Below are 13,157 nucleotides of genomic sequence, written 5' to 3'. Positions count from 1 at the left end.
TTTGCGCCTCCCTTTACCTCTATTTTGGGGAACTTTCAACATCGCTAAACATAACGTACCAATCAATTGAACAGCTTATGCGAAAGTGAACGATCTATCCATTAACGATTGTGCGTCCCAGTCACTATCCGCGTACATGGCGTATGCTTATATGCATCAACATGCTTGAATGTACCCATTACTATTTCCTTGCCCTTCTTGCGAATCTGCGAAACTATGTTATAGTAATTTTGAAAACAAATCGTAAAATTGCCACTAGGGGTGCCTTATGCACGTGTGTAAATTTGCAAAACACTCGTACCGATTTCATGTTCACTATGCGTATATCATGGTGAAACATTAAAAATCGGACAGAGCTGATAGCAAATGAAACATGCAATGCGCTAGGCTGAGACGTGTATGAATACGCGGACCCTTTGAACCTGATCTGGTTGATACCAGCGGAGGGAAGTGGGTGCGCAACTTCTATCCATTGAATTTGCAAGCCGCTTCTTGACGCCCTGTCAGGAGCGGCTTTTTTGCATATATGGAGGCATGTTGACGATGTATTTACAAAAACTACGAGATGAAAAACCGTTGATTCATTGCATTACGAATATTGTTGTTGCGAATTTCCAAGCGAATGGCTTGCTTGCACTAGGAGCTTCCCCTGTCATGGCGGATGCGGTTGAAGAAGCAGCGGATATGGCGGCTGTTTCATCAGCTGTCGTATTGAATATCGGTACGCTTAAAGCGGTCAGTGTCGAGGCGATGTGCCTTGCTGGGGAGCGTGCGGCGGCTAATGGCATTCCGGTCATCCTCGATCCAGTCGGTGCTGGAGCGACCTCATTCCGAAAAGCCGCTGTCCTATCGATTTTAGAGAAAGTTCCTGTGTCCCTTATTCGTTGCAACGCTGGGGAACTTGCAGCAATTGCAGGAATTGATTGGCAAGCAAAAGGGGTTGATGCAGGAGATGGAGAGGCAGATTTGGAACAGCTCGCGCTTGAAGTGGCGACGCGATACAGCTGTCTTGTTGCAGTGACCGGTGTTGAGGATCTTGTTACAGACGGCAAAAGGGTCGTGCGAATTGCTGGGGGCCATTCACTTATGACACGTGTCACAGGCGTAGGTTGCCTGTTAAGTGCGGTCGTTGCTGCATTTGTTGCAGTGGCAGACGATCACAAGTTGGAAGCAGCGGAAAACGCTTTGGCTATTTATAAAAGAGCAGGTGAACAGGCAGCGGCACTATCTACTGGACCAGGAGACTTTGCTGTGAATTTATTGAACGCACTTTATGCAATAACAGAGGAGGATTTGAGATGACTTCAGTAGCTTTGACAATTGCAGGTTCAGATAGTGGCGGGGGGGCTGGTATACAGGCAGATTTGAAGACGTTCCAAGAGCTTGGTGTATTCGGGACGTCCGCGTTAACGGCTGTTACTGCACAAAATACGTTAGGCGTACACGGTGTCTACCCGATTGAGGCGGCAGGTGTAACTGCTCAAATACAAGCTGTGTTGGACGATTTTTCAGTAGGAGCCGTGAAGACAGGGATGCTATTTTCAGCAGACATTATTGAGGCGGTAGCAGTTTCATTAAGGCACAATGGCTGCCCACCCCTCGTGATTGATCCAGTGATGATCGCAAAAGGTGGCGCATCTTTACTTAAAGATGAAGCCGTTACTGCTTTGAAAGCACATTTACTTCCTCTTGCTACTCTCGTCACGCCGAATATTCCGGAAGCGGAAGTGCTTGCGGATATGACGATTCAGTCGACAGCTGATTACGAAGAAGCAGCGAACCGGATTCTTAGTTCAGGGGCAAAAGCGGTCATTTTAAAAGGCGGACATAGCAATGATGCGCAGTTTGCGGAAGACTTTTTCTTCGGGGCAGACGGCTATTCATTCACGTTAAAATCAGAACGGATTGCTACAAAAGATACGCATGGTACGGGTTGCACGTTTTCTGCCGCAATTACTGCATTCATTGCGCAAGGAAAAAGTTTGCAGGAAGCAGTGCGTGAAGCGAAGGTATTTATTCAAGCGGCCATATCGGATGGCTTACAATTAGGCGGAGGTCACGGGCCAACGAATCACTGGGCATATAATCGATTGAAGCAGGATGCAAAGGAGGTTGTCATAATTGAATAAAGAGCAACTGGCACTTTATTTCATAATGGGTTCGACGAATACAGGAACGCAGGACCCTCTACATGTGCTCGAGTGCGCTTTGCGTGGCGGCATTACTTGCTTTCAGTTACGAGAAAAAGGGCCGGGTGCGAAAAGAGGCGAAGCATTGCTGGAATTTGCTCGACAATGCCAAGAGTTGTGCAAGGAATATAGTGTTCCGTTCATCGTGAACGATGATGTGGACCTTGCTTTAGCACTTGATGCAGACGGGGTACATGTTGGGCAAGAAGATGAACAGGCAGCGATTGTTCGCAAACGGCTTGGCATTGGGAAAATACTTGGCGTGTCTGCACATACGTCGGATGAAGTGCTAGCCGCAATTGAAGCGGGTGCTGATTACATCGGAATGGGCCCTGTCTACACGACCACTTCAAAACCGGACGCAAAACCGGTAGCTGGCACGCAGTTCATTCAGACGACAAGGTCTGTTTACCCTGATTTACCGATTGTCGGCATCGGCGGCATTACTGTCGATAATTTTGCACCTGTGTTTGCTGCGGGCGCAAACGGGGTTTCGGTCATTTCATCAATTGCTGGAGCAACGGATGTCTATGCGGCGACTAAAGCGTTTGCTGAATCTATAGAGAAAGAAGGGGTTCCTTTATGAACACGCGAAAAATGGTTATCATGACGATGTTTGTTGCGATAGCAGTTGCCGGCTCGACATTCGTTTCATTCCCCGCAGGCATAGCACGCGCGTATCCAGTCCAGCATGCGGTGAACGTAGTTGCAGCCATTCTGTTAGGTCCAATTCCCGCAGTTGTTATTGCATTTTTGACGGGACTTATTCGAGTATTGACTGGCACAGGGTCATTACTCGCATTCCCCGGTGGCATGATCGGTGCGTTATTGGCAGGTCTATTTTATAAACAGTTTGGTAAAGCGTGGCTCGCTGGGATTGGTGAAGTGATTGGTACAGGCGTGATTGCGTCACTTTTGGCAGTACCTTATGCGAAGATTTTAATGGGTACAACGGTCACTGCCTTCTTTTTCGTCCCCCCATTTATGGTTTCAACGGTGAGTGGCGCGGCGCTTGGGCTAATTCTTGTTGTCCGGCTGCAGCAAACTTCAGCGTGGCATAAAATCGAAAGTGTCGGTGGGCGATTGTAAGAATACGTTTGGTCAGAGGAATTTAGTTCAAGTGTGAGCGTGGTTCTAAAGTCCCGATATGGTGATAACTTTAGTTATCCGATCGATAACTTTGTGAACTTGATTGATAACTCATGGTATCCGATCGATAACTTTGTGAACTCGATTGATAAGCGAGCCTATTCAATCGATAACTTTTTGAGTCGTAAAAACCGCTCCAGCGATTAGGCGAGGAGCGGTATATGATTTTAGGGAAGCTATTATCGCCAACAATGGTAGCTAGAGGGATGGTATCCAGTTGTACGGTCGGCAAGTATGTAACTTCGACGACTCTCTTTTTGATGCGTTCATTTCATTCAAAAACATGGTCGGATGAATGAGACTCTTCTAGAAGTTCTTCCCGCCAAATTCGCTCTACGTTTGCACCCACTTCAGTTACATGCACCCGGTACACATCGGGATTCGTCAGTGCCTGCCATTCTGCAAATCCGACGTGCTCGTCATAACATCTTAAGAGGAGCGTCATCAGATTTCCATGTGTAACGAGCACCGTTTTGGAGCCATCTGGCAACTCTTCGACCACATTACATACACGCTCCATCGCTTCGTGTGATGACTCGCCACCTTCATATTTCAAATGGACATCGAGAAATGAATCCTCTAATTTTAACAACCAATCCTCAAAATCATACGAACTCAACGTCCGTTCCGCCAATCGACTATCCTCTTCGAAGTACAATCCTTTCCGCTCCGCTAAAGGTTCAGCTGTCATGCGCGCTCGGACAAAAGGACTTGTAACGATACGGTCCACTTCTACCTCATCAAAAAATGCTGCCAGCTTCTCCGCCTGTACAATTCCTTCCGCTGTCAAATCTGCATGCGGTGATTGACCTTCAGCTGAACAATGTCTAACAATATAAATCACTTTTTCCACTTCAAGCACCTCCTACTCATTAAGTTCCCTTGCTAGATGAAAAGAAACCTTCCTTTCACAAAACATATTTGTGGTGATTCCGTTTGATGCTGTGTAAAAGAATAAACCAGTTCCCCCGACTTGCATGGAGGAACTGGTCGTTCATTTCATATAACGATCGAGAAAATGCCCCATTTTCTTTCGATACGTGTCACCTGCTAGTGCATACGCTTCACCATGATTGGCGTTGGCAACTAGAAACAGCTCTGATTCGCTAGCTGTTTTCTGGTGCAGTTCTTCGGCCATTTCGGTCGGAACGAAAGTGTCACTTTTTCCATGAACATAAAAAATCGGGATTTCTGTCTTCTGCACTTCTTTTAAAGCGCTCGCTTCTCGGAATGAATAGCCCGCTCTAATTTTCGTGAGCGCACTTGTGCCATCTAATAATGGAAATGCCGGCAAGTGAAACATGCGATTCATTTGGTACGTGAACAGTTGATAGACAGATTTGTATGGACTGTCTGCGATGATTGCTTTCACTTGAGCGGGTAAACCGTCTTCCCCGCTTGCCATCAAGACCGTGGCAGCTCCCATCGATAACCCGTGATAGGCCACTTCCGTATTTGGACCGAGTTTTTGGACAAACATATCCGTCCAGTCTATCAAATCAAGACGATCCGGCCAACCGAACCCATAGTAATCGCCTTCACTTTTGCCATGCCCTCTCGCGTCGGGCATAAATATGTTGTAATTCAATTCTTCGTGATAATACTGTCCAAAAAGCCCCATCTGTTTGGCATGACCTAAATAGCCATGTGTCAAAATGACAAGCTTATCCGTTGGCTGTGCAGCAGGTAAGTAATAACCGGACAATTGCAGTCCATCCCGTGACGTTAGGCTCACTAATTCAAATTCCTGATTAGCGACCCATTGCTTCCAATGCCCATTCGTGTACAGTTGCTTCGTTTTCTCTGAGACTTTTAAATCAGCGTTGCCTTGCAAGTATTCTTTCGGACCACGCTTCACTGCCAAGTCATAGAAAAAGAAGCTCCCCGCCACTTGGATCACCAGAAAAACAACTGAAAAAAGCACCAACAACTTCTTCCAATGAATCTTAATCGTACTCATTCCCCTTTTATCTTCTATCTGCGGGCACATCACCCTACTACAAGTATACAAGATAAACAGAGCAACATGTATGGAAATTTTTTAAAAATAATAAGAATAGTGAATTAGTGATTGAATAATGGGAATAGTTCTGGTGCCCGTCCCCAAAACAATTGCGAATTGTTTTGGGGACAGGCACCAAAAAACCGTCAACCTTGTTGGATGACGGTTTATTATCTATTGTTGTTTTTTTACTGCGTCTTGGGCTTCTTTTTTTATGTCTTCAACTTGTTGTTCAGCTCGTTTTGCAGCATCGTTTGCAACTGCTGAATCTCCTTCGCTCACTTTACGATTATCATCTTTATCGCCAGCGTAGCTTTTTGTCATACCGTTTCACCCCTTTGCCGTTACGTATAGTATTCCCGAGTGCTAGTAATCCAAACAAAAAGGTATTACGTTTATCAAACTTGATCGTTAGGGTACTCAAACAATAAGAGAGGATGAGTCGCATGGAACTCTTTACAATCGGGCACTCTACACACACACAAGAAGAATTTATCAAGTTGTTGAAGGATGCTGAAATTGAGATGGTAGCGGATGTTCGAGCATTCCCAGGAAGCCGCAAATTTCCGCATTTTCATGAAGATCGTATGAGCGAATGGTTGCCGAAAGCGGGTGTAGACTATGTACATATAAAAAAATTAGGTGGTCGACGGAACAAATCGAAAGAGGTTGATGAAGAAGTGAATGACGCGTGGAACAATCAATCTTTCCACAATTATGCAGACTACACGTTGCAACCGGCTTTTCAAGAAGGGCTTGATTGTCTGAAAGAATTCGCTTGTACGAACCGCGTTGCGATTTGCTGTTCCGAGCGGCATCCTGCACGTTGTCATCGTTTGTTAATTAGCAATTGGCTCGCTCTGAACGGTTGGACAGTGTGCCATATAGTAGACGGTGCAATAGGAAAGACACTTATCGAACAACACGAACCAGGTAAATGGGGTGCGCCTCCTGAATTACAATTGGACGGCACAGTGGTCTATCCGGAGAAATAGGTAAAGCCACAAACGATTGCAGGGGGAGTCGAAATCGTTTATGGCTCTTCATAATTATGGTCGTTTTTTTATATTTTATTCGCGAACAGAGAAAAATTTTCGAGCACATAAGACGAAATTGATCGATAGATTGTGAATAGTGATGGATAGGACTGGAAAAGTGATTGGTAGACTGGATAAACTGATCGTTAATACAGCAAACGTGATTAATAGAAAGACCAAACTGAGGATAGGTGCCTATTGCGTTTTATTAACGCGCAGTAAGATTAGCTAACGCGACTTATGTGTTGTCCTATACAGACTGCGGAACGTTGCGTATAGTAAAAGCAGGTGATGATATGAAAATGAAACGATACAAGACGAACGAAAACATTATCGCAGGGACGACATTGCGGGATAGAGGACAAGCGGAAGACAATAATATGGCGCTTCACGCTTGTGTTAACCATGACGCAGTAATTGAAAACCGAGGAAATCTAGCGACCCAGGTGGATTGTGCACTTACTGATTTTGTTTGCGCCCATCAAACACATAGCGCGAACGTTTATAAAGTGACGCACGCAGACAAAGGCCGCGGCGCTACGCAAGCACATACCGCAATTCCCGACGTCGATGCATTGTATACTGATGAGCCAAATTTGTTGCTATGTACGTTTACAGCAGATTGTGTTCCCGTCATTTTCTACAATGAAAACAACGGTATCATCGGCGTTATTCACTCAGGTTGGCAAGGGACTGTCAAAGAGATTACACGAAAAGTGCTTGAACAGCTTGCGAACGAAGAGCAATGTTCCCCTGCAGATTGGCATGTACACATCGGTATGGCACTTAGTCAGGAAAAATTTGAAGTGGATGAAGATGTGTATAGTAAATTTCAGGCGCTCGGCTATGCAGATGAATTCATGTATTTTAATGATGCTACAAATAAATACCATATTGATAATCAGCGTACTGTGAAAAAACAATTGGAGCTTGCAGGCGTACCAGCTGAACGAATTACAGTCGATCAAACATGCACATACGTAAGCGAAGATGGCTTCTCCTACCGACAAGACAAGAAAGCCGGTCGCCATTTAAGCTTTATCATGCGAAAAGAATAATACCACCTACCGGTTCATATTAGATGAACCGGTATTTTTCTGAATTTTTTTGGGGACAGGCACCAAAAAGATTACGAATATTCCGCCACCACCTTCTCTTTTTAGCTGCGAGGAGGATTTTTCCGATTCGTGTCGAATGGAAGCGAGTAGTAGGTAAATTCAGACAGTTGAAGGGAGAATGGATATGAGTAAGAGAGTGTTGATTGTAGCTGGGGATGCAGTTGAAGCTTTGGAGATTTTCTATCCGTATTATCGTTGTTTAGAGGCAGGATTTGAGACGACGATCGCTTCGCCTTCCGTGAAAAAGTTACAGACGGTGAGTCATGACTTTATCGATGGAATGGAGACGTATGTAGAAAAACCTGCGTATGGGCTGGATTCAAATGTTGCGTTTGCGGATGTGAATCCTGCTGATTATGACGGCTTGATCATTCCTGGGGGACGTGCGCCGGAGTATATCCGATTGGATGAATCGTTGCCGGGCATTGTGCGTCATTTCTTTGAAGAAGACAAACCGGTTGCAGTCGTTTGCCATGCTGCTCAAGTGTTATCCGTCTTGCCAGATCTCATGAAAGATCGCGAGTATACGGCATACATCGCTTGCAAACCAGACGTCTCGGCAACGGGTGCAACGTATATCGAAAAAGACCTTCATACGGATCGCAATCTCGTTTCCGGACATGCTTGGCCAGATTTGCCAGGGCTCATGCGGGAATTCATGCGACTTATGGACTAAAAAACGGGTGCCTGTCACCAACACAATTTCGGCAATTCCGAATCGTGTTGGTAACAGGCACCGTGAATTTTATGTGCCGCAGTAGGTGAAATAGGGAGTTTCCGGGTCTGCGGGTTGGATGTATGGTTTTTGGTCTTCGGTGTAGGCGTATGGATTTTCCAAGGCTGCCAAGAAGTGTTCCATGACCGATAAGTCGCCTTTTATGGCGGCATCCAATGCTTCTTCCATGCGATGGTTTCGCGGGATGATGTTTGGGTTATTGTTTTTCATTAGTTGCGACACTGCTTCTTCTAATTGCTCTTGTCGTGCACGTCTTTCTTTCCAACGACTGTGCCACGTTTTAAATTCTTCACTTGACGCCATTTGCAATTCACTGAACTCACCAAGTGTTAATGCACGGAACGTATTGGTGAAGTCCGCTTTGTGCGCCTGCATGAGTTGCAATAGCTCTTTTATGAGTTGGCCGTCAGCTTGCTCTTCATTGAACAAACCGAGCTTGTTTCGCATGCCGGCTAGCCAATAATGATGGAACCGTTCGCCAAATTGGGACAACAACTGTTCGGCGATGCCAACAGCCTTTTCCGTGTCCGCATCAAAAAGTGGCAAGAGCGTTTCCGCAAATCGTGCGAGATTCCACTCCGCTATGCCGGGCTGGTTGCCAAATGCGTAGCGGCTTTGACGATCAATGGAACTAAAGACAGTTGCGGGATCATACATATCCATAAACGCGCACGGCCCATAGTCAATCGTCTCCCCGCTAACCGCCATGTTATCGGTATTCATGACACCGTGAATAAATCCAACACATTGCCATTTTGCAAGCAACTGCGCTTGGCGATCCATCACTTCTTCAAAAAACGCAACGTATGGATTCGCCTGACTTGCAACAGTTGGGTAATGCCGCTCAATTGTATAATCAGCAAGTGCTTGCAAATCTTCCACAACTTGCCTTGCCGCTGCATATTGAAACGTGCCGACTCGGATATGGCTCGCCGCCACTCTCGTCAACACAGCACCTGCCAAAATTTCTTCGCGGTATACGGGCGATCCAGTTACAACAACCGCTAAACTGCGTGTTGTCGGAATGCCTAACCCATGCATCGCTTCACTCATAATGTATTCCCGTAACATCGGCCCGAGTCCTGCACGACCATCTCCACCACGTGAAAATGGCGTTGGACCGCCACCTTTTAGCTGTATATCCAAACGCTCGCCTTTTGGTGTCAACTGTTCACCGAGCAACACCGCTCGGCCGTCCCCAAGCATCGTGAAATGTCCGAACTGATGACCTGCATAAGCCTGTGCAATCGGTTGTGCGCCGTCAGGGATTTTATTGCCCGCAAGCTCGTCAATCCCTTGTTCGCTTTGCAATGCATCTACGTGTAGACCGATCGATTTCGCCAACGCGTCATTGCAAATAATCAACGCTGGGGATGGGGCTTTTTCCGGCAGGACAGTTGCGTAAAACACGTCAGGTAAGCGCGTATAACTATTGTCAAATTGCCAGCCACTACCGTTCTTCGTCATTCTCCCTCGCTCCTTTTGTGTTCCAGTTGCACTCCAGTGTACACTACATCTTGCGAGGATTCACGTTTCACAATTCTACCGTTTTCATTGAGATGAAATAATCCGTTCCAGCCGGGGGCGATTGTATCGTTGGATGATAATGAGGGGCACATTGAATAGAACGGCATACAAGACATTTAGCCATGCCGCCCACAGTGGATTCCACAAGAAAAACAAAAAGCTCGGCACAATCATGAGCCAATGGACAAATTCTGCACGGCGCGACTCTAGCAAAAACAAACTGAGCGAAGTGGAATCACGCCCTTGCATCTGTCACTTAGAGAACAAAAATGATAGAATTTATTACCATACAATTGGCAAGGAGGCCGCTAGGGGGTTAATCATGGGGAAGTTAGGAAGCATTCTACTCGTTTTACTGAACTTACTTACAACAATCCCCATATGCATTGCAGTGTATCTGATGACAAACGATTCTCCTGAAGGGGCGACTTTTCAGGTCATCGTGTTCTTAATTGTCATCGGCATCATTGCACTATTGAAATGGGTGGCTTTTGGTGCTAGCCATTTTTTTGTGTTTACCGCTATTTCCCTTCAAAAAAGATGTTCCACATGAGGAAATTACGGGTAGACTACGGTTAAAAAGGATGTATGCAAGTAATGATCTATGATTGTGCAATTATTGGTGGTGGGCCGGCTGGGTTGAGTGCGGCGCTTGTTCTTGGCAGGGCTCGGAGAAAAGTGATAGTCTTCGATGACAATCAACCGAGAAATCGAGTGATTCGGGAAACCCATGGATTTATTACGAGAGATGGCATATCACAAACAGAGTTTAAGCAACTGGCACTTCGCGATCTCGCCCAATACGATTCAGTTTACATTCGAAATGAACGTATCGAAGTCATTCGGAAAAAAGATAAAACCCATTTTGAATTGGCAACAGAGGACGGCACCCTGTTTACTAGCAACAAACTCCTATTAGCTACCGGTTTAAAAGATGCTCAACCAAACATTCCTTCAATCGAGCGGTTTTACGGCACAAGCCTCTTCAGTTGTCCGTATTGCGATGGCTGGGAAATGCGAGACCGACCACTCGCGGTCATCGCGGACAAAAATGTATACAAGCTAGCAAAAGAAGTGTATACGTGGAGCCATGATGTAGCCGTTTTTACGAATGGTGAAGGACGGTTGGAAGAGGATGAACGTAACCAGTTGCTCGCTCACGGCATTCAAGTTTACGAAGACATCATTGCCGGATTGGAAGGTGAAAACGGTCAGCTGCAAAGCATCCGGTTGGAAGACGGCACACTCGTACCCCGAACAGGCGGGTTTGTCACCCCGCTCTGGAGCCATTCAAATGCATTCGGCAAAGAACTCGGCTGTGAAATCAATGAAAACGGCGGGCTACTAACTGATACATACGGAAGAACAACTGTCTGGAATGTGTACGCAGCAGGTGATGCAGCCCACATCGTGCCCGCCCAACTCATTATCGCCGCCGGAACCGGAAGCGCCGCAGCCATCGGCATAAATGGCGACCTCACAAACGAATACTTCAGCAATAAAACACAATATAAGAGAAATGATGACTAAATGATTTGGAATTATTTAAATTGTGTAGGTGCCTGTCCCCAAAACAATTGGGAATCGCCAGAATCAATCAGGGGACAGGCACCAAAACAATTCTGAACATTACCCGCTATATTCAAAAAGCCAACGAAGGATTGCTCGTTGGCTTTTGGTTATGGTTGGACCGGCTTGGTTTTGGCCCAGAAGAATGTGAGGACGGAGCCGGCGATCAGGACGATGGTGGCGAAGTAGAACGGGTAGTCCACATCGAAGTCAAATAAGTACCCACCTAAAATCGGGCCAAACACCGTACCGATACTCGTGAACATGGAATTCATGCCGCCGACAAATCCTTGTTCGTTGCCAGCGATTTTCGATAAATACGATGTTGCCGCTGGTCGAATGAGGTCAAAGCCGACAAAAACGATAATCGTTACAAAAAGCACGCTAAAGTACGAATTCACAAGCGTCATCGCACCGACCATCACGGACGAAAATATCAAACTGACTAAAATCAATTTCTTTTCACCCATCAATTTTGTTAACCGATCAAATAACAACACTTGTGCCAATGCCCCAACAAGCCCACTACCCGTGATGATGATGGCGATATCGGTTGGCGTAAAGCCGAACTTGTGGTCGACGAATAGACTGAACACCGCTTCAAACGAAGCCAATCCGAATGACAGCACAAAAATAATGACGAAAACGATAAAATACATCGGCGCAAAGATCCGCATGAACCCTGGCTTCTTTCCACTCGCTGTTTCTTCATATTGCCGTTTCGGTTCCCTTAGCATAATCAAAGAGAATATCGCCGCAAAACAGGCAAGCCCAGCCGCGAAGAAGAACGGCATCCGCGTACCGTAACCTGCAAGAAATCCTCCAATTCCCGGTCCGATGATGAACCCTGTAGAGATAGCGGCTGACATATACCCTAACGCTTTCGAACGTGTTTCATTGGTCGTCACATCTGCAATGAACGCCGTCACCGCAGGCATAATGAACGCTGCACTTACCCCACCTAAAATTCGGGAAATAAACAACACAAGTAAATCCTGTCCAACTGCAAACAGCAATTCAGATGCACTAAAGATGAATAACCCGATGACAATCATTATTTTCCGCCCAATTGTATCAATCAATTTCCCAGCAATCGGCGAAACAATAAGCTGTGCAATTGCAAAAAACGCTACCATGTATCCCACAACAGAGCCCGATATGTCCAGTTCATTCATCAACGTTGGCAACACCGGAATAACGAGCCCAATCCCTAAAAACGCAATAAACAAATTGGTTAACAATAACACCAATGTAATTGTTTCTTTTTTCATCTGTAATCTCCTACTGAAGCAAAATCCTTCTTTCTAATATTTCACATCATACCAAGGCCTATCAGAACTTACAAGACGCGAGAACTTGGGGTATTTTTGGTAATCATTTTCGCATCGTCCACCCGCAAAGAGATACGACTACCATGTTAAGAATATGTAAATTCACAGAAATCACACTTACATCATGTTATATTTTTAGTATCGTAACGCAATATCGGTTTTCGTTATCAAGGAGGTGTCTACTGTGGAAGACAAAGTATTGCGTAAGCTTTTTCTCGGTTTCATTCACATCCATATCCTTCACCACGCAAAAGAGCACCCTGTTTACGGCGCGTGGATGGTAGAGGAACTGAAAGAACATGGGTATTCCATCAGTTCAGGAACACTTTACCCCATTCTTCATTCAATGGAGGCAGATGGTTTGCTCGTCCGGGAAGATCGGAATGTTGATGGGAAAATCCGAAAATATTACACGACAACCGAAAAAGGGGCTTACATTCTAACTGAAGCCCGTGTGAAGGCATACGAGCTGTTCAAAGAAATCAAAGACTACTAACAA

The 13,157-nt window shown here is 45.7% G+C and carries 16 protein-coding genes and 1 riboswitch; of the genes, 10 read left to right on the top strand and 6 right to left on the bottom strand.

Annotation, left to right across the window (positions count from 1 at the left end):
- Positions 1 to 247 precede the first annotated feature (247 nt).
- Positions 248 to 466, top strand: a riboswitch (TPP riboswitch).
- Positions 467 to 543: 77 nt separating this feature from the next.
- The 4 genes from thiM to thiW are packed head-to-tail and all read left to right on the top strand — an operon-like array spanning position 544 to position 3,278.
- Complete coding sequence (gene thiM, locus ACVHUV_RS04565; protein WP_462086277.1) at positions 544 to 1,302, top strand: hydroxyethylthiazole kinase; 759 nt, start codon at positions 544 to 546, stop codon at positions 1,300 to 1,302.
- The gene (thiD, locus tag ACVHUV_RS04560; RefSeq protein ID WP_462086276.1) at positions 1,299 to 2,129 is read left to right on the top strand and encodes a bifunctional hydroxymethylpyrimidine kinase/phosphomethylpyrimidine kinase; all 831 of its coding nucleotides are present in this window, start codon (positions 1,299 to 1,301) and stop codon (positions 2,127 to 2,129) included. Before thiM ends, thiD begins: the two co-directional genes overlap by 4 nt.
- 25 nt (positions 2,130 to 2,154) lie before the next feature.
- On the top strand, positions 2,155 to 2,775 hold the full coding sequence (thiE, locus tag ACVHUV_RS04555) for a thiamine phosphate synthase (protein WP_462086859.1): 621 nt from the start codon (positions 2,155 to 2,157) through the stop codon (positions 2,773 to 2,775).
- A complete protein-coding gene (gene thiW, locus ACVHUV_RS04550) occupies positions 2,772 to 3,278 on the top strand; it encodes an energy coupling factor transporter S component ThiW (protein WP_462086275.1) in 507 nt (168 codons plus the stop codon). The genes thiE and thiW overlap by 4 nt, the downstream gene beginning before the upstream one ends.
- 331 nt (positions 3,279 to 3,609) lie before the next feature.
- Here the strand turns inward: thiW and ACVHUV_RS04545 are convergent, their stop codons facing one another.
- The 3 genes from ACVHUV_RS04545 to ACVHUV_RS04535 form a co-directional block, all read right to left on the bottom strand.
- Positions 3,610 to 4,191, bottom strand: coding sequence for a histidine phosphatase family protein (locus ACVHUV_RS04545; RefSeq protein WP_462086274.1), 582 nt, complete (start codon positions 4,189 to 4,191; stop codon positions 3,610 to 3,612).
- A 141-nt stretch (positions 4,192 to 4,332) separates the two neighbouring features.
- Positions 4,333 to 5,298 carry an alpha/beta hydrolase gene (locus tag ACVHUV_RS04540; protein WP_317943789.1) on the bottom strand — a complete coding sequence of 322 codons (966 nt, stop codon included), beginning with the start codon at positions 5,296 to 5,298 and terminating at the stop codon, positions 4,333 to 4,335.
- 216 nt (positions 5,299 to 5,514) lie between these two features.
- Positions 5,515 to 5,664 (bottom strand): hypothetical protein, encoded by a 150-nt coding sequence (locus tag ACVHUV_RS04535; protein WP_462086273.1) that lies wholly within the window; start codon positions 5,662 to 5,664, stop codon positions 5,515 to 5,517.
- Between the two features lie 122 nt (positions 5,665 to 5,786).
- Here ACVHUV_RS04535 and ACVHUV_RS04530 point away from each other — a divergent pair, with 122 nt between their 5' ends.
- The 3 genes from ACVHUV_RS04530 (at position 5,787) to ACVHUV_RS04520 (ending at position 8,171) form a co-directional block, all read left to right on the top strand.
- Positions 5,787 to 6,335, top strand: coding sequence for a DUF488 domain-containing protein (locus tag ACVHUV_RS04530; protein ID WP_462086272.1), 549 nt, complete (start codon positions 5,787 to 5,789; stop codon positions 6,333 to 6,335).
- Positions 6,336 to 6,673: 338 nt separating this feature from the next.
- A complete protein-coding gene (gene pgeF / locus ACVHUV_RS04525; RefSeq protein WP_462086271.1) occupies positions 6,674 to 7,435 on the top strand; it encodes a peptidoglycan editing factor PgeF in 762 nt (253 codons plus the stop codon).
- Between the two features lie 184 nt (positions 7,436 to 7,619).
- On the top strand, positions 7,620 to 8,171 hold the full coding sequence (locus ACVHUV_RS04520; RefSeq protein ID WP_462086270.1) for a DJ-1/PfpI family protein: 552 nt from the start codon (positions 7,620 to 7,622) through the stop codon (positions 8,169 to 8,171).
- Positions 8,172 to 8,240: 69 nt separating this feature from the next.
- Here ACVHUV_RS04520 and ACVHUV_RS04515 read toward each other — a convergent pair whose 3' ends face one another.
- Both ACVHUV_RS04515 and ACVHUV_RS04510 read right to left on the bottom strand, forming a co-directional pair.
- On the bottom strand, positions 8,241 to 9,698 hold the full coding sequence (locus ACVHUV_RS04515; protein ID WP_462086269.1) for a protein adenylyltransferase SelO: 1,458 nt from the start codon (positions 9,696 to 9,698) through the stop codon (positions 8,241 to 8,243).
- 84 nt (positions 9,699 to 9,782) lie between these two features.
- Positions 9,783 to 10,007 carry a glycosyl-4,4'-diaponeurosporenoate acyltransferase CrtO family protein gene (locus tag ACVHUV_RS04510; protein ID WP_462086268.1) on the bottom strand — a complete coding sequence of 75 codons (225 nt, stop codon included), beginning with the start codon at positions 10,005 to 10,007 and terminating at the stop codon, positions 9,783 to 9,785.
- A 73-nt stretch (positions 10,008 to 10,080) separates the two neighbouring features.
- Here ACVHUV_RS04510 and ACVHUV_RS04505 point away from each other — a divergent pair, with 73 nt between their 5' ends.
- A complete protein-coding gene (locus ACVHUV_RS04505) occupies positions 10,081 to 10,311 on the top strand; it encodes a hypothetical protein (RefSeq protein WP_462086267.1) in 231 nt (76 codons plus the stop codon).
- Between the two features lie 44 nt (positions 10,312 to 10,355).
- The gene (locus tag ACVHUV_RS04500; RefSeq protein ID WP_462086266.1) at positions 10,356 to 11,288 is read left to right on the top strand and encodes an NAD(P)/FAD-dependent oxidoreductase; all 933 of its coding nucleotides are present in this window, start codon (positions 10,356 to 10,358) and stop codon (positions 11,286 to 11,288) included.
- Positions 11,289 to 11,437: 149 nt separating this feature from the next.
- On the opposite strand, the gene ACVHUV_RS04495 is transcribed toward ACVHUV_RS04500, so the two are convergent.
- Positions 11,438 to 12,598, bottom strand: a complete 1,161-nt coding sequence (locus tag ACVHUV_RS04495) for an MFS transporter (protein ID WP_462086265.1) — start codon at positions 12,596 to 12,598, stop codon at positions 11,438 to 11,440.
- Positions 12,599 to 12,842: 244 nt separating this feature from the next.
- On the opposite strand from ACVHUV_RS04495, the gene ACVHUV_RS04490 reads away from it, so the two are divergent.
- Entirely contained in the window at positions 12,843 to 13,154 is a 312-nt protein-coding gene (locus ACVHUV_RS04490) for a PadR family transcriptional regulator (protein ID WP_317943522.1), read from the top strand.
- Positions 13,155 to 13,157 lie beyond the last annotated feature (3 nt).

It is taken from the genome of Sporosarcina saromensis (assembly GCF_054901285.1).
This window is presented reverse-complemented; position numbering and strand designations above follow the sequence as displayed.